The following is a 21201-nucleotide window of genomic DNA, read 5'->3' as shown; positions in this document are numbered from 1 at the left end:
CGCCGAGGCCAGACCGAGCAGGTCATGCAGGGCGAACTGGGCCGCAGTGAGGGCCAGGACGGCCGCGAGCACCGCACCGGGCAGTCGGCGCCGGGCCAGCAGGCACAGGGCCATCACCCCTCCCAGAACCAGGTCGGTGAAGGTGCTGTACTGGCTCGCCGCCACCACGACCACCAGCGCGAGAGCGACGTCGCACACCACGCCCATGGCGCGTCGGCGCCGACCGGTCAGGAGCAGCGCCCCCACCGGTACCACGTGCTCCGCGGTGTCATGGGCCAGCCGGCCGCCTCCTTCCCCCTCGGGGGCTTGTACCGAGACGTTTCCGCCGTACTGTCCGACCGTCCGTGCGCCGGGCGTCTTCATGCTTGTCAAGGTAACAGCGCCGCACGCCAGTGAAGGGGGCAACTCCGTACGACCGGGAAGCCGGTTGGTGGACACTGGCCATGACCGGCCATGTCTGCGAAGACCGTGCCACCGCGCCCCTCGGCCTCTAGCATCGCTGCCCGGTCCGCGTCGGCCGGATCACCGTGACAGGAGTGGCCATGTCCGTCGATGACGCAAGTGCCGGAAGATCTGGTGGCCTGAGCAGGGCACGTGGTGTGGAGGGCGGACAGGCGGCCCCCTGGGCGGAGTTCGGGGAACAGCTCCGGTACCACCGCCACAGGGCGGGGCTGACGCAGCGGCAGCTCGGCCGTCGGGTCGGTCATGACCACAGCGTGATCAGCAAGTGGGAGAGCGGCGTCCGTGAGCCGTCCGCCGGGGTGGTGGAGAGCCTGGAGCGGGTGCTCGGCGCCCATGGCGCGCTTTCCCCGCTTGCCGCTTCCGCCGCCCGCTTGCCGCGTCCGCCGTCTGCCCCGCTGGCCGCCGGCTTCTTCGCGCCACTTCCGGGAGACGGCGCGGCGCGGCCGTTCGCGCCGGCCCGCCCGGCCGGTGACTGGCCGGCCCGGCTTGCGCCCGGCACCTGCCCGTTGCACGGCGCGACCGCCTGTGCCGTACCACCGACGGACGAGGTGAAGCGATTACCGCGGCGGTTGCGGGCGGCCCGCGAGGCCGCCGCGCCGGCCACGGCCGAGCCGGAGACGGTCCACCTGGTCCTCGCGCTCCTGGACGTGTGCGAGCGCACCGCGCTGCACTCCACCTCGACCACCGTGCTCGGCACCGTCGAGCAGGTGCTGCGCTCGCTGGTCGGCTGGGCCCGGGGGGCCGACGCGGCGGGGCGCCTGCCCCTGGCCCTGCTGCGGATCGCAGCCCGGTACCCCCAGCTCGCCGGACGGCTGCGGATGCAGCGCGGGCAGGGAGCACTGGCGACGGCATGGACCGTCCACGGGCTGCACTGGGCGGAGGCGGGCGGGGACCTCACCGTACGGGCGACCCTGACGACCGACCTGTGCACCCTGGCACGGCTCGAAGGGGACCCCGCCTCCTCGCTCGGCTACGCCCAGGCCGTAGCCGGGCTCGACAGCAGCCGGGGGTGGATCGCGACGCTGTCGCACATGTACCAAGCGCGTGGTTACGCGGTGATGGGCGATGGCGCGGGGAGCAGACGGCAGGCCGCGCTCAGCCGGCGGGGCCTCGACCGGCTGGGCGGGCGCGATCTGGCGGAGGCCCCCTGGCTGGCGGACGGTCAGGGAGAGCTGCGCGTCGAATCGGCGGTCTCCGGCGGGCTGCGGGACCTCGCGGTGGTGACGGGCGACCGGGCCACGGCGCGCAGCGCGGCCGAATCCGCCGAACGGGCCCTGGAACAGGTGCCGGACGGGATGCTGCCGACGAAGCTGCTGCTGACCCTGCGACTCGCGGACTGCCATGCCTGCGCCGGGGAGTTGGACGCGGCGCTGGAGGTGGTGGGTCCGGTGGTGGAGCAGGCGGTGTCGGCCCGGCGGCGGACCATCGCGCACGAACTGGAGGGCGTGTGGCGCCGGTTGTCCGGCGGATGGGGCGGAGTGCGCGAGGTGCGCGACGTGCGGGACCGGATGCGGGTGGCACAGGAGTCGGCCGGGGAGTGAGCGCCCGCCCGGATCGCATATCGGTTCTCGTTTGCCACTGTTTGACAGCAGTCCGTCACGCCGGTGAACTCCGTTGACCCCTGGACTTCGTGATGTGAGTGTTCTGGCCGCCCGGGCATGAGCATGGCGCTGATGGCAGGTCCATGACTGCCTCACTCGCCAGCGGCCCTGCCTCACCGTGCTCCTGCCCGGTTGCTCGACGTACACGACGCGCGACCCCCCACCTTCCGAGGAGCACTCGTGAAACGAAGACTCGCCGTGGCCGGCCTCTCCCTGGCCGTGGCCCTGGGCACCGTGGCACTGCCCACCGTCTTCACTGCCCAGGCCGCCGCCAGGAAAGCCGGTTCGGCGGCCTCCGCCGCCGAACCGAAACCCGTCGACCGCGCCATCGCCGCCGCCGACAAAGTCACCGCCAGCGGCTTCGACGCACTCGCCAAGGGACCGGACGAGCGCTACGACCGCACCATGGTCACCCCCTGGGTCAAGGGGCTCTACTCCATCGCGTACGAGAAGACCTACCGCGGCCTGCCCGTGGTCGGCGGCGACGCCGTCGTCCTGGCCGACGGCAAGGGCGACGTACGGGCCGTGCGCGCCGCGAGCGACGTCAGGATATCCATCGGCACCGAGGCCAAGATCAAGGCCGCCGCCGCGGCGCGCACCAGCCGCGCGAAACTGAAGCAGGCCGACAAGACCGAGTCGCAGCGGCTCGTCGTGACGGTGCGCGGCGACACGGCACGGCTCGCCTGGGAGACCGTTGTCACCGGCACCACCGCCGACAAGCGCCCCAGCCGGCTGCACGTCATCGTCGACGCCCGCGACGGCAAGGTCATCGACTCCTACGACGACGTACGCGCCGGCAGTGGCCACAGCGAGTGGAACGGTCCCAATCCGCTGTCCATCGACACCAGCCAGTCCGGTGGCCAGTACCGGCTCAGCGACCCGACACGCCCTGGACTGAGCTGCGCCGACTACAGCGGCGGAGCCGTCTTCACCGGCCCCGACGACAACTGGGGCAACGGCGACGCGAGCAGCAGGGAGACCGGCTGCGTCGACGTGATGTACGCCGCGCAGAAGCAGTCGGACATGCTCCGCGACTGGCTCGGCCGCGACGGTCACAACGGCAACGGCGGCACCTGGCCGACCAAGGTCGGCCTGAACGCGGTCAACGCCTACTGGAACGGCTCCAGCGTCGCCATCGGCCACAACCAGGCGAACGAGTGGATCGGCTCGATGGACGTCGTCGGCCACGAATACGGGCACGGCATCGACCAGTTCACCCCGGGTGGCGCGCGCAACGAGAGCGGTCTCGGTGAGGCCACCGGCGACATCTTCGGCGCTCTCACCGAGGCGTACGCCAACCAGCCGGAGCCGTACGACACACCCGGCGACTACGAGGTCGGCGAGACGATCGACCTCGTCGGCAACGGGCCCATCCGGTACATGTACGACCCGTCCAAGCTCCGGGACCCCAACTGCTACTCGTCCTCGATTCCGGACACCGAGGTCCACGCGGCCGCCGGCCCGCTGAACCATTGGTTCTACCTGCTCGCCGAGGGCACCAACCCCGGTAACGGCAAACCGAACAGCCCCACCTGCAACAACTCCACCCTGACCGGGATCGGCATCCAGAACGCCGGCAAGATCTTCTACGGCGGCATGCTACTGAAGACCAGCGGCATGACCCACAAGCGCTACCGTACGGCGACACTGACCGCCGCCAAGAACCTCGACCCCACGTGCAGCCTCTTCAACAAGACGAAGGCCGCCTGGGACGCGATCAGTGTTCCCGCCCAGTCCGCGGACCCGACCTGCACCGGCACTCCGGCCTCCGACTTCTCCATGGCGGTTACCCCGTCCTCGGGCAGCGTCGAGCCGGGTCAGTCGGCCACGGCGACGGTCTCCACGACCGTCACCAGCGGCAGCGCCCAGACCGTCGCGCTCTCCGCGACGGGGGCCCCGGCCGGTGTCTCGGTCTCCTTCGACCCGGCATCGGTGACCGCCGGCAACAGCGCGACCATGAAGGTGACCGTCGCCGATTCCGTCGCGCAGGGCACGTACACCCTCACTGTCAAGGGTGACGGCACCGCGGCCGACCACACCGCGCAGTACACCCTCACCATCGGCGGCGGAGGCAACCCCGGCGGGGACGCCCCCGACATCGACGTGAACAAGGTGAAGGCGCACCTGCAGGAGTTCCAGGCCATCGCCGAGCGCAACGGCGGAAACCGGCGCTCGACCGGCACCGGATACGACCAGTCCGTCGCCTACGTCAAGGGCAAGCTCCAGGCCGCCGGCTTCACCGTCACCGAGCAGCCCTGCACCTCCGGCTGCACGAGCGGCTCAGGCCCCAACGTGATCGCCGAGTGGCCCAAGGGCGATGCTGACAGCGTCTACATGTTCGGCGCCCACCTGGACGGCGTGTCCGCGGGTCCCGGCATGAACGACAACGGCTCCGGCTCGGCGGCACTGCTCGAGAACGCCCTGGAACTGGCGCGGCAGAACCCGACCATGCTGAACCGCGTGCGTTTCGCCTGGTGGACCGATGAGGAGCAGGGGCTCAACGGATCGGACTTCTACGTCCGTTCGCTGTCGTCGGGCGACCGCGCGAAGATCAAGGCGTACTACAACTTCGACATGGTCGCCTCGACCAACGGCGGCTACTTCATCAACCACATCAACTCGGCGGCCGCGGCACCGATGAAGGAGTACTGGGCCTCGCTGGACCTCGCGCCCGAGGAGAACACCGAGGGCGCCGGACGCAGTGACGACTACTCCTTCGAGCGGTACTCCATCGCCACCTCCGGCTACGCCATGGGCGCGAGCGCCCGCAAGACCTCGGCGCAGGCCGCCAAGTGGGGCGGCACGGCGGGCCGGGCGTACGACCCCTGCTACCACGCCTCCTGCGACACCATCAGCAACATCAACCTGACCGGCCTCAACCGCGCCTCCGACGGCATCGCCTACACCCTGTGGGAGCAGGCCGTCGGCGACGAGGCACCGGCGGACGACTTCTCCCTCGCCGTCTCGCCCGCCTCGGGCAGCGTCGAGCCGGGCGGGGACATCAAGACCACCGTCTCCACTGCCGTCACCAACGGCTCGGCGCAGACCGTGCGGCTGTCGGTGCCGAACGCGCCCGCCGGCGTCTCGGTGGAGTTCGCCCCGTCGTCCGTCACCTCGGGCGAGCAGGCTGCCATGAGGCTCGCCACCACGGCGTCCACCGTCCCCGGCACCTACACCCTCACCGTCACCGGCACGGGTACGTCGGCCACGCACACCACGACGTACACGCTGACCGTGACGGGCGGCGGCGGTGACTGCGACACCGGCCAGAAGATCGGCAACGGCGGCTTCGAGGACGGCACGTCGCCGTGGACCGGCGACACCCGGACCATCGGGTCGTTCGACGGCCAGTCCCCCCACACCGGCAGCCGCTACAGCTGGCTGGGCGGCTATGGAAGGACCAGCAGCGAGACGATCAGCCAGTCCGTGACCGTCCCCAACGGCTGTGACACGGTGAAGCTGGAGTACTTCCTGCACACCGACACGGACGAACGCACCAGTACCCCGTACGACTTCCTGCGGGTACAGGTCAACGGCACCACCATCAGCACCAAGTCCAACGCCGACGCGAGCAGCGGCTACGTCCGGCAGTCGCTCGACCTGAGCGCCTACGCCGGCCAGCGGGTCACGGTGGGCTTCACCTCCACCGAGGACGCGTATCTGCAGACCAGCTTCGTCATCGACGAAGTGACCCTGCAGGGCAGCTGACCGCCCGATGAGCGCGGGGCCCGGACCGAGGGGGACAGCCGGTCCGGGCCCCGCTTCCACGCCCCGCGTCACTGCGGCAATCGGACGGTGAACACGGACCCGGCACCGGGCTTGCTCTCCACCGAGACCGAACCGCCGTGCGCCTCGGCCAGTTTGCGGACGATGGCCAGCCCCAGACCGCTACCGCCGGTCTGCCGGCTGCGCGACTTGTCCGCCCGCCAGAAACGATCGAAGACGCTGCCGAGATCCGCCGGATCGATCCCGGCGCCCGAGTCAGCGACCTCCGCCACCAGATCACCGCCCTCCCTGCGGGCACGCAGCACGACACGACCACCACCCGGCGTGTGCCTGATCGCGTTGCACACGAGGTTGCTGACCATTTGACGCAGCCGCATCCGGTCGGCATCCGCCTCCAGTCGCTCCGCAGTCTCGATGCGCAATTCGACACCGGCCGGATCGGCCGTGCCCCGGTGTGCCGACACCACCTGCTCCAGCAGATCCCGCACGTACAACGGTTCACGGTGCAGCACCAGAGTCCGCGCGTCCGCGGCCGCGAGATCCCGCAGATCGTCGATGATGTGCTGCAACAGCACCGCCTCCTCCAACAGAAGTGCCAGCAGGTCCCCGTCGACCGGGGTGAGGCCGTCCTGGCCCGCCTCCAGCCAACTGCGCATGTTGGTCAACGGGGTGCGCAGTTCGTGCGCCACGTCGCCGACGAGCGACTTGCGTTGCTGTTCGAGTCGCTCCCTGCGATCGGTGAGGTCATTGAACGCCGCAGCCAGGCGGCCGATCTCGTCCCGCGTCGTCACCGGGACACGTACGGTCTCGTCGGCGGGATGCTCGGCTGCCCTGATCAGGCTGCGCAGCGGACGCACCAGCCTCCGGCCCACCAGAGTCGTCACGGCGGCGGCGACGGCGAGAACCAGGACCGCAGCTCCGGCGATGCGCGTCACGTTTTCTGTGGACAGGTGGAAGCCCGAGGTGTCCGGACCGTCGCGGTCGCCAACGAACAGAAGCACGGGCGGCGAGACATAGGAGCCGAGTTGCTCGCGCCGGGCCTCGGTGACGCACTCCTGGGCTGCACGGTCGGAATCCTCCGGCCCCTTTCCCATAAGGCTCCAGGAGAAGTCCACGTTGACCTTGACACCTTCCCTGCCCCTTCGCTTCATGCAGTCAGTGGCGAGCTCGTTGACCTGGGCCAGCGGCAGCCGCTCCAACGGCACGGGCTTCCACAGCAGGTGCGCAGCACACGTGACGCTCCCATCCGCCAGGCTGGGCCGTATCGCAGGCCGCCCGCTCGGCAGGGTGGTGACGTCGGCGGCGACGCCTCTGCCCCGCAGACAACTGGCGATCCGGTCCGCGGTGACCCGCAGCTTTTCGCGGTCCCTCGCCGGCAGCAGGAAGGGGCCCACCGCGCGCGGATCGATCGGCCCGGCGTCGGACAGGACCGGGTCCAGCCGCAACGGGTCGAGGAGCGCGGTCGGCCGGTACGGCAGTCGGACATGCGGCTCCGAGCCGGCGATGCGGGTGCGTGCCGCTGTGGTCACGGTGACCGCCCTGCCGGTTCGCTCCGCGAGGTCGACGACCAGATCCTGTACCCCGCCCCAGTCGGTGTGCGTCGCCGCGTACTCGATGAGGGTGTCGTAGACACGGGTGTCGTCCCGCAACGACTGTCCCTGCTGCGTGCGGATGGCCCGGGAGGTGCCGGTGACGGCGAGCCAGGTCGTCGCGGCCACCGCGCACACGGCCACCAGCATCGAGGCGGTGAGCAGACGGGCGAACAGGCCCCAGCGCGGCCGGATCCTAACGAGGTCCAACGCCGCGCTCCACGGGGAGACGGCCCGGTGTCAGCTTGTACCCGATCCCGTGGACGGTGACCAGGTACTCCGGGCGGCGAGGGTCCGGTTCCAGCTTCTTCCGCAGATGCATCACGTCCATGTCGATGACCCGTTCGGACGAGGAGGTTTCCCACCCCCGCGTCCGGTCGAGCAGTTGTCTGCGGGTGAACACCCGGCCGGGCTCGGCGGCCAGGGCCGCCAGCACCGCGAACTCCCCCCGGGTGCAGACGACCGGACTGCCCGAGGGGCCCAGCACCTCGTGCCGAAGCGGGTCCACCGTGATCGGACCCACTCGCAGCACACCGTCGTCCGACGGCGGCGTACGCGCCACCCGGCGCAGCAGCGTACGGATCCGGGCCATCAGCTCACGCGGGCTGTAGGGCTTGGTCATGTAGTCGTCGGCGCCGAGGTCCAGACCGAGCAGCAGGTCGTCCTCGTCGGATCGCGCCGTCACCATCAGCACCGGGATGTCCGACTCCTGGCGCAGGATCCGGCACACGTCGTGGCCGTCGACCTTCGGCATCATCACGTCCAGCACCAGCAGGTCGGGCCGCAGCCTGCGCGCGGTGTCGACCGCCTCCCGCCCGTCGTGCACGACCGTCGCCCGGTGCCCCTCCGACTCCAGGTACATGCGCAGTACCTGTGCCTGTCTGACGTCGTCCTCCGCGACCAGGATGTGCGCGCTCATGGTGGCGACTATAGGACGAGCGCCGGACCTGCTCGGCATGCTGACGATTTCGCTACATCTCGTTGAAACCTCAGTGATTCCCGTCTGGCACCGTCTGCTCCAGTCACCGGGGGGAGCAGGCCCGCCTCCGGTGATGGAAGGCCACCGGGTGCCTCCATCTCCCCCGGCGGCACGCACCGACCGGGAGCCACCACCCATGAACCGAGCCGCAGCGCCCGCCACCGGATTCGGCCACGCGCCCTGTCGCGCTGAGGAGCCCCTTCGGTGACCGGCGGGGAAACGGAGCCCATACCGGTCGTGGAGACCGGACCGGCCGTGGACGTGCAGCCTGTCGAGCCGGCGCGGAGCGGGGCACACGCCGCCCCGCGGAGGCGCCGCCGACGCATCCGAACGGCGGCGGCCCTGACCGTGCTGACGCTGACAGGGGCGGGTGTCACCGTCGCGGCCCCCTGGAAGTCCGGGTCCGATACCGCGACGACCGAGCCCGAGCCCAGGAGCAGGACGACCAAGGTGATCCGCACCGACCTTACCGACACGCGCATCCTCGACGGTGTTCTCGGCTACGGCACACCGCGCACCGTCAACGGCGTCGGAAACGGCACGGTGACCTGGCTGGCGGCATCGGGCACCAAGGTGTCCCGTGGTGAGCCGCTGTACCGCGTCGACGACCGGCCCGTGACGGTCCTCTACGGCAGCGTGCCGATGTACCGGCGGCTCGAGGTGCCGAACACCGTGGGACGGGACGTCCGGGTGATCGCCGACAACCTGCGGGCCCTGGGCTACGAGATCGGTCCGCAGCCCGTCCCCGGTCAGACCGTCACCGGCCCTGTCCCTTCGGCCGGCACGGCCGGACCGGGCGGTGAGCGGGACGCGGCGGTGGGAAAAAGCTCCTCCGAGACGGAGGAGCGGTCCTCGACAGGTCCGTCCGGCCCGCCCGCGTCCAGGACCGGGTCCCCGGAACGCGGCACGGGACCGGGCAGCCACTCGGGCTCCGGTACGTCCACGGAGCAGAGGCTCGCCACCGGCCCGGTCAAGGTCCGGTCCGAGGATGGCGTGCTCACCCAGTCGCTGATCAACGCCATCAAGCGCTGGCAGACCTCCCTCGGTGTGCCTGCCACCGGTGTGATCGAGCCCGGTGACGTGGTCGTGTTCCGGAATGCCGTACGGGTGGAGGGCGCCGACGTCCAGCCCGGTGACCCGGCCGAGGGCGGCCTGCTGCGGGTCACCTCCACCACCAGGGCGGTGACGGTCGACATCAACGCCGGCGAGGTGGGCGACGTCCAGCGGGGAGACGCCGTGAACGTACGGCTCCCGGGCGGCGAGAGCGCCACCGCCGAGGTGGCTTCCATCAGCAGATCGGCCAAGGGAGCGTCCGAGCCGGGACTGCCCGGGGAACTGCGTGTGACCGTGACGGTCACGTTCAAGAACCCCGGCAAGGCAGGCAGGTTCCACTCCGCCCCCGTCCAGGTCGAGTTCGGCTCCGCGACCCGCGCCGGCGTACTCGCCGTACCGCTGACCGCGCTGCTCGCACTGCGCGAGGGCGGCTACGGGCTGCAGCGGGCCGACGGCACACTGGTCGCCGTACGGACCGGACTGATCGCCAAGGGCATGGTGGAGGTCAGCGGCGACGGGATCGCCGAGGGCGTCCGGGTGGTGACCGCGTCATGACGGCGGTGCTGTCGGTCCGGGACGTGGTGGTCGAGTACGCGGGCGGGGTACGGGCGCTTGCCGGCGTGTCCCTGGAGATCCAGGACGGTGAGTTTCTCGCCATCGTCGGGCCGTCCGGCTCGGGCAAATCCACCCTGCTGAACATCATGGGCACCCTTGAACAGCCGACCAGCGGCGCCGTCGTCATCGCCGGACACGACGTCACCACCCTGCCCGACCGGCAACTGTCCGCACTGCGCGGACGCTGGCTCGGTTTCGTCTTCCAGCAGTTCCACCTGACCGACGGTATGACCGCCACCGAGAATGTGGCCACGGGCCTTCTCTACGCCGGAGTACCGAGCAGACGCAGGAGGCCACTGGCCCGCGCGGCTCTGGAGCGGGTGGGTCTCGCCCACCGCGCGGACCACCTGCCGCACCAACTCTCCGGCGGTGAACGCCAGCGGGTGGCCATCGCACGGGCCCTCGTTCACGAACCCGCGCTGGTCCTCGCCGACGAGCCGACCGGCGCGCTGGACACCGCGAACGGTGTCGCGGTGCTCGAACTGCTCACCCGGCTCAACGAGGAGGGGACCACCATCGCGCTCATCACGCACGACCGGGACATCGCCGCGAGCCTGCCCCGACGGGTGCAGATCCAGGACGGACGCATCGTCGCCGACCGGTGCGACGCCCGTTCGGTGGCGGCCGGCATGCTCCCTCCGGACCGGACTGGCGCCGACGGGATCACCTCGTGAGGGCCCGCCCGCGGCACCGGTCCACCACCCTGCGGCCCGGGACCACCGCCGCCCGACACACGGCAGCCGCCTCGACGGACCGACCCGAGACCCCGTGGCACCGGCCGGTCAGGCTCTCCCCGGCCGACCTGCTCCGCCTGGGCCTGGTCGGCGTCCTGTCCCGGCGGATGCGCGCGGTGCTGTCCGCCGTCGGCATCTCCATCGGCATCGCCACGATGATCGTGGTCACCGGCATCCCGGCCTCCAGCCAGACGGCCCTCGAGGCGGAACTGACCGCCCTGGGCACCGACCGGCTCCAGGCGGTCGCCGACGGGAAGGCGGGTGAGAACGGTGCCCCTGTCTCGTTCCCGGCCGAGTCGGTCGTGATGGTGGACCGCATCGGCCCCGTCAAGGCCGTTACCGCGGTGGCCAACGCTCATGTGAAGGTCCGGCGTTCGGACCGGCTCGGCCCGCTCGACGAGTCCGGCCTGACGGTACTGGCCGCCCGGCCCGACCTGCTCCGCGTGGTCAACGGGAAGGTCCGCTCAGGCCAGTTCCTCACCAAAGCCACTGAACGACTGCCCACCGTTGTTCTCGGCGCGTCCTCCGCGGCCCGCCTGGGCTTTCCCGAGGTGCGCCCCGGCGAGCCGCCGCAACTGGTCCTGATCGGCGACCGTTGGTTCAGTGTGGCCGGGATCCTGCATGCCGTGCCGTTGGCCCCGGACCTCGACCGGGCCGTCCTGGTCGGCTGGGACGCCGCGCGCGAACACCTCAACTTCGACGGCCGTCCGACACAACTGTTCATCCAGGCGGACGAGGACGCGATCGAGGACGTACGCGCGGTCCTCCCCGCCACCGTCAACCCTCAGTCACCGAGCGTCGTCCTGGTCAGCCGACCGTCGGACGCCCTGGCGGCCAAGCGCTCCGCCGAAGCCACGTTCTCCGGACTGTTTGTCGGTCTGGCCGGCCTGGCGCTGCTCGTCGGCGGCATCGGAGTCGCCAACACCATGGTGATCTCGGTGCTCGAACGCCGCCGCGAGATCGGACTGCGACGCGCCCTGGGCGCCAACCGGGGGCAGATTCGGGGACAGTTCCTGACCGAATCGGTCGTGCTGTCCGGCCTCGGCGGACTCACCGGCGTCGTCGTCGGCGTACTGGCGACCGTCGGCTACGCGGCCTTCCGTGATTGGCCTGCTGTGATCCCCGTGGAGGCGGTGGCCGGAGGATTCTGCGGCGCTGTGCTCATCGGCGTCATGGCCGGCGTGTACCCGGCGGTCCGCGCCTCCCGGCTGTCGCCCACAACGGCGCTGGCCACTACCTGAACCACCGATCCGCCTTCTGACGAGGTCCCGACAGCCCAGGAGTTGATCCCACCATGCACACCATCACCCGGCCCCGCCCGACCGGTCTCGCCCGTCGCCTCACCGTGCTCATCGCGCTGACCTCGCTCACCCTGCTCACGGCCTGCGACGGGGAGTCGGAGTCGTCCGGCGAGGCCGGAAGCAAGGACGTCGCGAGCGTGACCCGAGAGGACGAGCCGGACGACGGCAAGAAGGAGCCGGGGCAGCCGGCGAAGGCCGAACGGCCTCTCATTCGCCCCGACACGTCTGAGGAGGAGGAATGGAGGCTGGTTCAGGTCTATTACGACTGTTTGGCGAAGCAGGGCCTGAAGATGGCGAAGAACCACGGGGGTGAGTACGAGGGCACCTACAAGGGGATCCTCGAGCAGGACCCGGCGAAGATCACGGCCGCAAACAAGGTGTGCGGCGGCAAGGAGCCCGAGACCCTTCCCGAGCGGGCCGCCCGAAATGACCCTGAATATCACGATAAGTACGATAAATGGCTGACATGTATGCGGTCCCACGGCCTGAAGGTCCAGGCGACACCCGACGAGCCCGGCGTCTTCGCCTTCGAGGAGGGGCTCCCCCCGGAAAGCAAGGCGAAGTGGGTCAAGAAGTGCGAGGCAGAGGCGTTCGTCGTGAATTAGCCATCCAGTTGTGGGCAGTGGTGGCGACGCGCTCCATCAACACGGTGAAGCGGTCGCCGGTCCCGCCGAGGCCGTCCCGTCTCGAAGGCCACTGTCTCCAAGACGCCGGTGGGCTCCCCGCAGCCGCTCGCCGGCATCGACCCGGTGACGTTCGCGTCCGTTTCCGCCTGATCGAGAACTCTCCCGCTGACACTCGGACAGGTATGCCTTGAGGGTCGGGCAGGCTACTGCCGTGGCAGCGCGCCACCAGGGTGAGCTGGTGTTGGCGGGGCCCCCTGGGCTGTCGCGGCAGTCGTGCATGAGGGCGGCCGACGTGGCGAAGCACCGCACCGCAGACTGCCTGTACTGCCCTCGCCAGACAGCGTCCGGCCGCCGTCGCACGTGACGTAGGTCACTGGAATGCATGTGGTGTCACGGAGAGAACAGGGTGTGAAGGACTCAGACAACGACGTGCGGCGCCGTGTACGTGGGGGCGACCGCGAGGCGTTCGCCCAACTGTACGAGGAGTTCGCCGACGTCGTGTACAACCATGCGCTGCGGATGACCGGTGACTGGTCGGCGGCCGAGGACATCATGTCCGAGACGTTCCTGGCCGCGTGGCGCAACCGCGGCAAGGTGCGGGAGGACGGCGGCACTCTGCTGCCGTGGCTGCTGGGCATCGCCACCCACAAGGCGGACAACGTCCGGCGTAGCGTGCGCCGGCGGCAGCTGTTCCTGGCCCGTCAGCCCCGACCCGCCCCCATGGAGGACTTCGCACCGCAGGCGGTCGGGCGCATCGACGACGTGCGCCGGCTGCGAGCCGTCCAGGCGTCCCTCGGCAGGCTGCGGCGCCATGAGCGGGAGGTGCTCGCCCTGTGTGTGTGGTCCGGCCTGGACTACCGGCAGACGGCGGAGGCCCTGGGCGTCTCCGTCGGCACCGTGCGGTCCCGTCTCTCCCGCACCCGCAAGAAGCTTGCCCGCCTCACCGAGGAAAACATGGAACCGCCCACCGCCCGCGGAGAGATGACAAGTGCGGCCGCGATCGCGGCCGTGCCCGCGCGGAAGGAACTCACATGAACGGCAGGCCGAACTCCGCATTCCCCGAGCCGTCCGACGAGCGCGACGCGATCGCCCGTCTGCTGCCGGCCCCGGCCGACTGGGACCTTCCGCGCGAGCAGCACCTCCATCACAAGGACATCCTGATGCGACACATCGACCGTGACCAGGCCACCACCCCCGCCCGGCCGGCCCGCCGGCTGCTGCGCCCCGTATTCCTGGCGCCAGTGACCGCGCTGGCCCTGGCCGGCATCGTGACCGCGGGAATCGCCCTCAACGAGCCGGCCGGCACGTCCTCCAGTACGACCGCGGACATGCAGCCCGTGTCCGCCCTCCTGCACCAGATCTCCGACGCCGCGGGAAAGCGCGACGCCCCCACTGTGCGGGACGACCAGTTCTCCTACATGATGGCCAAGGTCCGCGAGGCCGATCTGTCCAGTGGCAAGGCCGTCGTCGGCCCGCTGCACGACTACGAACTGTGGCTCTCCCAGAACCCCGAGCCCGTCAGGACGCAGGGCGTCATCCGGACCGACGGCGAGACCACACGCCTCAACGCCGAGCTCGGCGACACGGCCGGTACACCGGCCGGGTTCAGCAGGCCTACCTACGAGTGGCTCGGCTCCCTGCCGACCGACCCCGACAAGCTGCTGGACCACCTCTACGCCAAGACCCCGCAGACCGACGACAGGGAACGCGACCAGGCCGTCTTCGAGCAGATCGGGGACCTCCTCGACCGTGTGATGCCACCGCGTACCGCCGCCGCCCTCTACCGGGCGGCGGCGAAGATCCCCGGCGTCACCGAGGCCCCGCAGGCCGAGGACGCCCTCGGCCGCCAGGGCCTGGGCATCGCCCGGAGCGACAAGAAGAACGGCGTCGTCACCGAGTGGGTCTTCAACAAGGAGGACTACGCCTACCTCGGTCACCGCACTCGTCTGACCAAGGACGCGTCCTATGCGAAGGCCGGAACGCTCCTGGACAGCTCGGCTCTCCTAAAGACCGCCATCGTCGACAAAACCGGTGACGTTCCGGAGTAAGGGCTGGGTAGGGCGTTCCGGGACGTCGCCGACAAACGGTGGACTGAACCAGTTCCCGGCGGAGTCCGTTGTGCGAGTGGGTGCAGTGCCCCTGTCGCGAGGGCACAGCACTCACTCCCGCTGGCTGCCGAGCCGCCGATGAGGAGGACAATGCTGAGAGTCCCCGCTCCGACGGTGCTCCGGCCCGGCAGCCGGGCCCACCGGAGGCTGGTGGCCGTCTGCCTGGCCTTCCTCCTGCTGTCGGCGGCTCTGGTTCCCCTCACCCTGCCGCTCGGCTGGGACGAGATCGTCTACGCCTCCCGCTTCGGTCCCTTCGGACCGGGCGTCCCCTTCAGTGCGCCCAGGACGCGTGGCGTGCCCTTGTTGCTGTTCCCGGTCGCCTCGTGGAGCGGGTCGACGGTACTGCTGCGGATCTGGATGGCGGCGCTGGCGGCCGGTGCGCTCTACCTGGGCTTTTGCCCGTGGCTGAGGGTCGTGCGCCGCCCTGCCGCGGTGTGGGTCGGGGCGGGAACGTACGCGAGCTTGTGGGCCGTGCTGTTCTACGCCAATTCCGCCATGCCGAACCATTACGCCGCCATGGGCACGTGCGGAGCGGTGGGGTGCTTTCTGCGCTCGCGGTACGTGGGCGTAGCGGCGGGCGTGGCGGTGGTGACACTCATGCGCCCCAATGACGGAGCGGCCTTGGCCGTACCGCTGGTGCTCGCCGCCTCGATCGTGCCCTTGTGGCGCGGCTGGGGCCGCATCGCGGCGGTTGCCGCAGGGGCCGCCGCGGGCGCCGTGCCATGGATCGTCGAGGCTTACATCCGGTTCGGCGGGGTTGCGCAGCGACTTGCCGAAGCGAGCGACATACAGGGCCGTATGCGGCCCGTCCTGTCACTGGACGATCACTTCACAGCGCTCGACGGCCCGTTGCTGTGCCGCCCGTGCACAAGCGACGGCATCGATTCCCCGGTCATCCTGTGGTGGATCCTGCTGCCGGTGCTGGCCGCCCTCGGTCTGCGGACCATGCGCCGTCCAGCCCCGCTCCGGCTGGCCGTGGCCGTCGCCCTGGCGGCGGCCCTGCCCTATCTGTTCCTGGTGCCCTATGCCGCACCCCGCTTCCTGTTTCCCAGCTACGCCCTGCTGGCGCTTCCCGCCGCCGTCGGCCTTCTCGCCCTGACGGACCGCGCCCGCACCTCGCGACTCCTCGCCACGGTCCTGGCCGTAGTGATCGTCGGCCATGTGGTCGTGCAGGTGCTGCTCGCACACACCCATGCCGGGATTCAACAACAGGCCCGCTCGGACTGGCCGCTGATCGCGGAAGTGCTCGCCGATCATGGAGTGCGTGCTCCGTGCACCATCAGGGGGAACAGCCTGGCCATTCCCCTCGCGTACACGGCCGGCTGCGGATCGGAGGCCATGACCGCCCCTGGTCTGCCCGACGCCGTGGTGCTGCGCCGGACGCAGCCGCCGAGCTGGGCAAAGGACTGGCCGGTATGGCAGGTTCCCGGCACCTACAACCCGGACTGGGCCGTCGCAGTGCGCCCGTGACCGTCACCGGCGTCCGCGCACCGGCGTGCGGATCGTCTTCGGTGTGTCCTGCATCGTGCGGCGCAATGCCCCGAGCTCGGCGCCACGGACGGCACAGCAGCCGGGACCAGCCGCCCCGCCCATCAGTGGCCGGCCTCCCCTCCGGCGGACCCCGACGAACTGCCGGACCACCTGTACACCGGGACCGGCGCAGGTCGACGACAGGAAAGCGACCGGGCCGGGACTCTCTGCTCCGATTCGGTGCGTCTCGCGACATCCGTACCGGCCGGGAAGGCCCTCGTGACCCAGTCACCGCCACCGCGTGCAAGGCCGGGGGAGCCACCTGCTGCACGCGCCGTGCCGACATGTTCCGGAGCGCCAACAGACCTGCGTGCTGAACCAGTTGACTCCAGAGGTCGTTGTGCGAGGTGAGTGCAGCTGCTTCCGCTGCGGTGAGAAACGTGCACACCCGCTGGCGACCCCAGATCGGAGAACCCGTTGTTGAGACGTACCGCCGCCTACATCGGCACCCTCGCGCTCGGCCTGTCGAGTCTTCTGGCCGGTACAGCACAGGCAGCCCCGCAATCGGCACGCCCTTCGGATCCCGCGCGCGTCCGGATGGACACGACCTCGGTGTCCGAGAAGGACCAGAGAGCGGCACGGGCCTTCTGGACCACCGAACGTTTGAAGTCCGCGAAGGAACTGCCCGCTCCTTCCGTCAGGTCCGGCGATGTGCGCGTCCAGAGCGACGGAAACCAGGGGCCGGCCGTCAGGATTCCCCCCGTGGAGCTGCCGGTCACCGCCAACGGGACGTCGGCGTCCGGGCTTTCCGCGCTCGCCAGTTCGCCGACGCGGTGGACCGGTGGCGGCCTGGTCGGGACGACGGCCGGCAAGGTGTTCTTCACCAGGGCCAACGGTAGTGCCTACGCCTGTTCGGCGTCCGCGGTGAACAGCGTCAACAAATCCACCCTCCTGACCGCCGGTCACTGCATCGTGGACGGCCGTACGGGTGAGGTGTACAGGAACTGGGTCTTCATTCCGGGGTACGACGAAGGCGCACGTCCTTTCGGTACGTTCACCGCCGCGCAGCTTCTCCATGACGCGGATTATGTGAGCAGCGGCGGCAACCTCAACTACGACTACGGGTTCGTCGTCGTGTCCCGCGACAACACCCGCTCCCTGACGGACATCGTCGGTGGCCAGGGGCTCGCCTTCAACACCGCGGCCCCCGGTGTGCGGGTCCACTCGTTCGGCTACGGAGCGTCCGACGCCGAGGGCAACGGCCAGTGGATGAACCACTGTGAGGGTGACACGCGCGAGGACGTGGGACGCGCCGACTCGACGATGCTCGGCATCGACTGCGTGCAGACCGGCGGATCCAGTGGCGGTCCGTTCCTCTCGGACTTCGATCCCGCCAAGGGGACGGGATACACGGTCGGAGCCATCTCGGCGAGCGCGGCCGGGATCGAGTACTACGCCCCGCTGCGCGATTCCGCCTATGCCATCTACCGTCAGGCGGAAGTGCTGGACGGCGGAAATGTCGGCGAAATAGTGCACTCCAGTGGTCGCTGCATGGATGTGAGGAATTCCAGTACCGCGAACGGGGCCGTCGTGCAGCTCTGGGGATGCAACGGGACGGGCGCCCAGCAGTGGTACGTCGGTTCCGACGGTGCGATCCGGGCCCTCGGCGCGTGTCTCGAGGTTCCGGACGGGGCGACGGCGGACGGGACGCTGGTCCAGCTGTGGGAGTGCGACGGCGGGGCGAACCAGCGCTTCACCGTCACGGACGCGGGCGAGATCGTCGTCCGGGCAACGAACAAGTGCCTCCAGAACGCGAACGAGGACAACCGCATCAAGATGACCTCGTGCACGGAAGCCGTCGGCCAGCACTGGAAGGTTTCCGGCCATGCGAGCGAGGAGTGGGAGTCCGGCGAGCTCGTCGACAGCCGGGGTGACTGTGTGGACGTCCCGTCCTCCAGCCCGGCGAACGGCAGCAAGGTCCAGCTCTGGGGATGCAACGGGACGGGCGCCCAGCAGTGGTACGTCGGTTCCCAGGGTACGATCCAGGCCCTCGGCGCGTGTCTCGAGGTTCCGGACGGGACGACGGCGGACGGGACGCTGGTCCAGCTGTGGGAGTGCGACGGCGGGGCGAACCAGCGCTTCACCATCACCGACGCGGGCGAGATCGTCGCCCGGGCGACGGGCAGGTGTCTTGAGGCCGCCGAACCCGACGGAGGGTGGGGGAGCCACGTCAAGATCGCGCCGTGCAACGGGTCGGGCAATCAGAAGTGGACGATCAAGTACGGCACCCGGTAGGAGAGGCCGCTCCGGTCACGGCGGCCGGTGAGGGCCTCTTCTGTGAACCGCTGGGGTACCGCGGTACTCCAGCGGTCTTCTTCTGCCTCATCGCCGAGCCGGGGCACGGAGCCTGAGCCGCGTACTTCCCGTACCGCGTCGCTCTGCCCACCGGGGGCTGGAGCGGACGGCTCCGCGTACGGACGGTGCGAGCGGGTTCCGCGGTGGCGTCCGACGCTGTGTGGCTCATGCCTCCAGCAGTCGCTGGCCCACGTACTCGCCGTCCGCCGCCCCGCCCGGGACCGCGTACAGGCCGCTCGCCTCGTGCCGGATGTACTGCGACAGCGCGTCGCCGCGGTCCAGATGGCGCTGCACCGGTACGAAGCCGCGCAAGGGGTCCGCCTGCCAGCAGAGGAACAGCATGCCCGCGTCAGGCGTGCCGTCCTCGTCATGGCCGTCGTGGTAGGAGAACATGCGGCGCACCATGGTCGCGCCCTGGTTGTAGTCGGGCCGGCTGACCCGGGCGTGGGCGTTGATGGGGACGACGAGGTTTCCGTCGGCGTCGGTCTTCTCCAGTTCCATCGCGGTGGTCTCGGTGCCCCCGGTCAGGGGCGCCCCGTCGGACTTGCGCCGCCCGATGACCTTCTCCTGGTCCCCGCGCGACAGTTTCTCCCAGTCGTCGAGCAGCATGCGGATGCGGCGTACGACGACGTAGGAGCCGTTCGCCATCCAGTCCGGCTCGCCGTCGGCGGGGACGAAGACGCTCCTCCCGAAAGAGTCGTCGCCCGGGCGCGGGTTGCGGGTGCCGTCGATCTGGCCCATCAGGTTGCGGGCCGTCATGGGACGGGCGGTGGCGCCCGGGGAACGGTTGAAGCCGCTCATCTGCCAGCGCACACGGGCGGCGGAGCCCGCGTTCCGCTGGATCACGCGCATGGCGTTGAAGGCGACCAGCGCGTCGTTCGCGCCGATCTGCACCCACAGATCGCCGTTGCTGCGGGCCTTGTCGAGCCGGTCGGAGGAGAAGTCGGGCAGCGGGTCCAGTGCACGGGGCCGCCGATGCTGCAGTCCTGTCCGGTCGAAGAAGGAGTGACCGAAGCCGAAGGTGACCGTCAGCGAGGAAGGCCCCGCATCCCGGGCCACGTCGGTGTTCCCGTCACCGGCCGGTCCGCCCGCCATGAGCCGCGCGGCCGTCGCCGACCACCGGCGCATCAGCGCGGCGGCCTCCCTGCGGCCGGCTCCGGCCGTGAGATCGAACGAGAGGAGATGACCGCGTGACTGAAGTTCACTGGTGATGCCGGACTGATACGTCCCGTGGAACGGTGATCGGTCGGAGCCGAGCGCGGTGAGCGGCGTGACGTTCCCGGGCGCGGCCGCTGCGTGCCCGGCCACCCCAGCCGCGCCACCGAGCAGCATTCCGGTGGCGCCGGCCGTGCCGAGCAGCTGACGGCGTGACACACCCGACGCGCCCTTCACCCGGACCGGAAGGGACGGACGACGGGACCCGCTGTCGGGATCCACGGGCGAGGGCTGTTCGGACACGGCGCGGGCCAACCAATCTGCGTGTCCGGCGGCCCGCCGGGCGACGACGGTCCGCCGAGTGCGCATGAGACGACGTTCACTGTGGAATACGCCCCTCTGTCACGGAGTGTTGAATCCGAGGCGGAGAGGGGCATGCCGCACCACGGCTCGGTGCTGCTCAGTGGTCGTCGCGGATGGTGGTCGCGATGCCGTTCTCGATGACCACCTCCGCGGTGAAGCCCTTCTTGGCGGCCTTCTCCAGTTCGGCCTCGGTGCATTCGATGCCGCCCTCGCCGCCCTCACCGGTGTCCGTGCTTCCGCAGATGTCCCCGTACCCCCAGATCTCGGTGTCCTCGGCGAGGAGGAACTGCTGCTCGGTGCCCTTCAGGTCGGAGACGGTGTACTTACCCGGCGCGAGGTAGCGGACCTCGCCGAACCAGGTCCCGTTGACTCCATTGCCCTGGTCGATGCCCTCCTTCGCGGTCCCCGGGGTGTCCGAACTGCTGCCGGAGCCGGAGCCGGAGCCGGAGCCGGAGCCGGAGCCGGAGCCGGAGCCGGAGCCGGAGCCGGAGCCGGAGTCCGGCTGGGCGCCGCGCCGCTCGGTCACCTGCGTGGCGATGCCGTCCTTGACCTCCACGTCGGCGTTCACGGCGCCCTTCTTGGCGGCCGCCTCCAGTTCGTCCGGCGTGCACGGCGCGTCGACCTTGGTTCCGGCCTCGCCGCAGAGGGTCCCGGCGCCGTACACCTCGGTGTCGTCGGCGACCAGGAACTGCTGGTCACCCTTGCCCGGCACGGACACCGTGTACTTGCCCGGGGCGAGGAAGGTGACCGTGCCGTCCTTGAACGTGCCGCTCACACCCTTAGCGTCCTTCGCGTTCGCGGCATTCTCCACGGCCGCGGAGTCCTTGCCCGACGAGGCGCTGCCCGAGCCACCCTGACAGGCCGTCATCAGCAGTCCGGCGGTGAGGACGGTGGCGACGGCGACGGCGTTGCGCAGATGGCGGTTCATCATGGGGGTTGCCTTTCGAAGGGAGGGTGAGGGTACCGGCGGCGGGAGCGTCGTTCCCGCTCTGTGATCCATGAGAGGGATCCGGGGATCCCCTGGTCACGCCCTGTCTTCTTGCGAGGACAATCCCGTAACACGT

Annotated in this window: 14 protein-coding genes and 1 pseudogene; 10 read left to right on the top strand and 5 right to left on the bottom strand. The window is 70.2% G+C overall.

Annotated features, from left to right (window positions below; all coding sequences use genetic code 11):
* Positions 1-363: pseudogene (locus BU52_RS22485) on the bottom strand (hypothetical protein); the annotation flags it as partial.
* A 179-nt stretch (positions 364-542) separates the two neighbouring features.
* Here BU52_RS22485 and BU52_RS22480 point away from each other — a divergent pair.
* Together BU52_RS22480 and BU52_RS22475 are read left to right on the top strand one after the other, a co-directional pair.
* On the top strand, positions 543-2003 hold the full coding sequence (locus BU52_RS22480; protein ID WP_037937200.1) for a helix-turn-helix domain-containing protein: 1461 nt from the start codon (positions 543-545) through the stop codon (positions 2001-2003).
* A 240-nt stretch (positions 2004-2243) separates the two neighbouring features.
* Complete coding sequence (locus BU52_RS22475; protein WP_037937198.1) at positions 2244-5771, top strand: M28 family peptidase; 3528 nt, start codon at positions 2244-2246, stop codon at positions 5769-5771.
* A 68-nt stretch (positions 5772-5839) separates the two neighbouring features.
* Here the strand turns inward: BU52_RS22475 and BU52_RS22470 are convergent, their stop codons facing one another.
* Together BU52_RS22470 and BU52_RS22465 are read right to left on the bottom strand one after the other, a co-directional pair.
* Complete coding sequence (locus tag BU52_RS22470; protein ID WP_051858523.1) at positions 5840-7528, bottom strand: sensor histidine kinase; 1689 nt, start codon at positions 7526-7528, stop codon at positions 5840-5842.
* A 46-nt stretch (positions 7529-7574) separates the two neighbouring features.
* Positions 7575-8297, bottom strand: coding sequence for a response regulator transcription factor (locus BU52_RS22465; protein ID WP_037937194.1), 723 nt, complete (start codon positions 8295-8297; stop codon positions 7575-7577).
* 264 nt (positions 8298-8561) lie between these two features.
* Here BU52_RS22465 and BU52_RS22460 point away from each other — a divergent pair, with 264 nt between their 5' ends.
* The 8 genes from BU52_RS22460 to BU52_RS33055 all read left to right on the top strand — a co-directional run bounded on the left by BU52_RS22460 (position 8562) and on the right by BU52_RS33055 (position 18559).
* Positions 8562-9965, top strand: coding sequence for an efflux RND transporter periplasmic adaptor subunit (locus BU52_RS22460; RefSeq protein WP_037937191.1), 1404 nt, complete (start codon positions 8562-8564; stop codon positions 9963-9965).
* The gene (locus BU52_RS22455; RefSeq protein ID WP_051858509.1) at positions 9962-10699 is read left to right on the top strand and encodes an ABC transporter ATP-binding protein; all 738 of its coding nucleotides are present in this window, start codon (positions 9962-9964) and stop codon (positions 10697-10699) included. The genes BU52_RS22460 and BU52_RS22455 overlap by 4 nt, the downstream gene beginning before the upstream one ends.
* A complete protein-coding gene (locus BU52_RS22450; protein ID WP_235216403.1) occupies positions 10696-12000 on the top strand; it encodes an ABC transporter permease in 1305 nt (434 codons plus the stop codon). The genes BU52_RS22455 and BU52_RS22450 overlap by 4 nt, the downstream gene beginning before the upstream one ends.
* Before the next feature lie 53 nt (positions 12001-12053).
* Positions 12054-12665, top strand: a complete 612-nt coding sequence (locus tag BU52_RS22445; protein WP_037937190.1) for a hypothetical protein — start codon at positions 12054-12056, stop codon at positions 12663-12665.
* A 450-nt stretch (positions 12666-13115) separates the two neighbouring features.
* Positions 13116-13721 (top strand): RNA polymerase sigma factor, encoded by a 606-nt coding sequence (locus BU52_RS22440; protein ID WP_037937265.1) that lies wholly within the window; start codon positions 13116-13118, stop codon positions 13719-13721.
* The gene (locus BU52_RS22435; protein WP_037937189.1) at positions 13718-14734 is read left to right on the top strand and encodes a CU044_5270 family protein; all 1017 of its coding nucleotides are present in this window, start codon (positions 13718-13720) and stop codon (positions 14732-14734) included. Before BU52_RS22440 ends, BU52_RS22435 begins: the two co-directional genes overlap by 4 nt.
* A 210-nt stretch (positions 14735-14944) precedes the next feature.
* Positions 14945-16264, top strand: coding sequence for a hypothetical protein (locus tag BU52_RS22430; protein WP_235216402.1), 1320 nt, complete (start codon positions 14945-14947; stop codon positions 16262-16264).
* A gap of 612 nt (positions 16265-16876) precedes the next feature.
* Entirely contained in the window at positions 16877-18559 is a 1683-nt protein-coding gene (locus BU52_RS33055; protein ID WP_200881252.1) for a ricin-type beta-trefoil lectin domain protein, read from the top strand.
* A 225-nt stretch (positions 18560-18784) separates the two neighbouring features.
* Here the strand turns inward: BU52_RS33055 and efeB are convergent, their stop codons facing one another.
* Both efeB and BU52_RS35980 read right to left on the bottom strand, forming a co-directional pair.
* Positions 18785-20143, bottom strand: coding sequence for an iron uptake transporter deferrochelatase/peroxidase subunit (gene efeB, locus BU52_RS22420; protein ID WP_078903393.1), 1359 nt, complete (start codon positions 20141-20143; stop codon positions 18785-18787).
* A 91-nt stretch (positions 20144-20234) separates the two neighbouring features.
* A complete protein-coding gene (locus tag BU52_RS35980) occupies positions 20235-21068 on the bottom strand; it encodes a hypothetical protein (RefSeq protein ID WP_078903392.1) in 834 nt (277 codons plus the stop codon).
* Positions 21069-21201 lie beyond the last annotated feature (133 nt).

This window comes from Streptomyces toyocaensis (assembly GCF_000725125.1).
Lineage (GTDB): Bacteria > Actinomycetota > Actinomycetes > Streptomycetales > Streptomycetaceae > Streptomyces > Streptomyces toyocaensis.
Note: the sequence above shows the minus strand (reverse complement) of the source record. Positions and strands in the feature narration are given on the sequence as shown.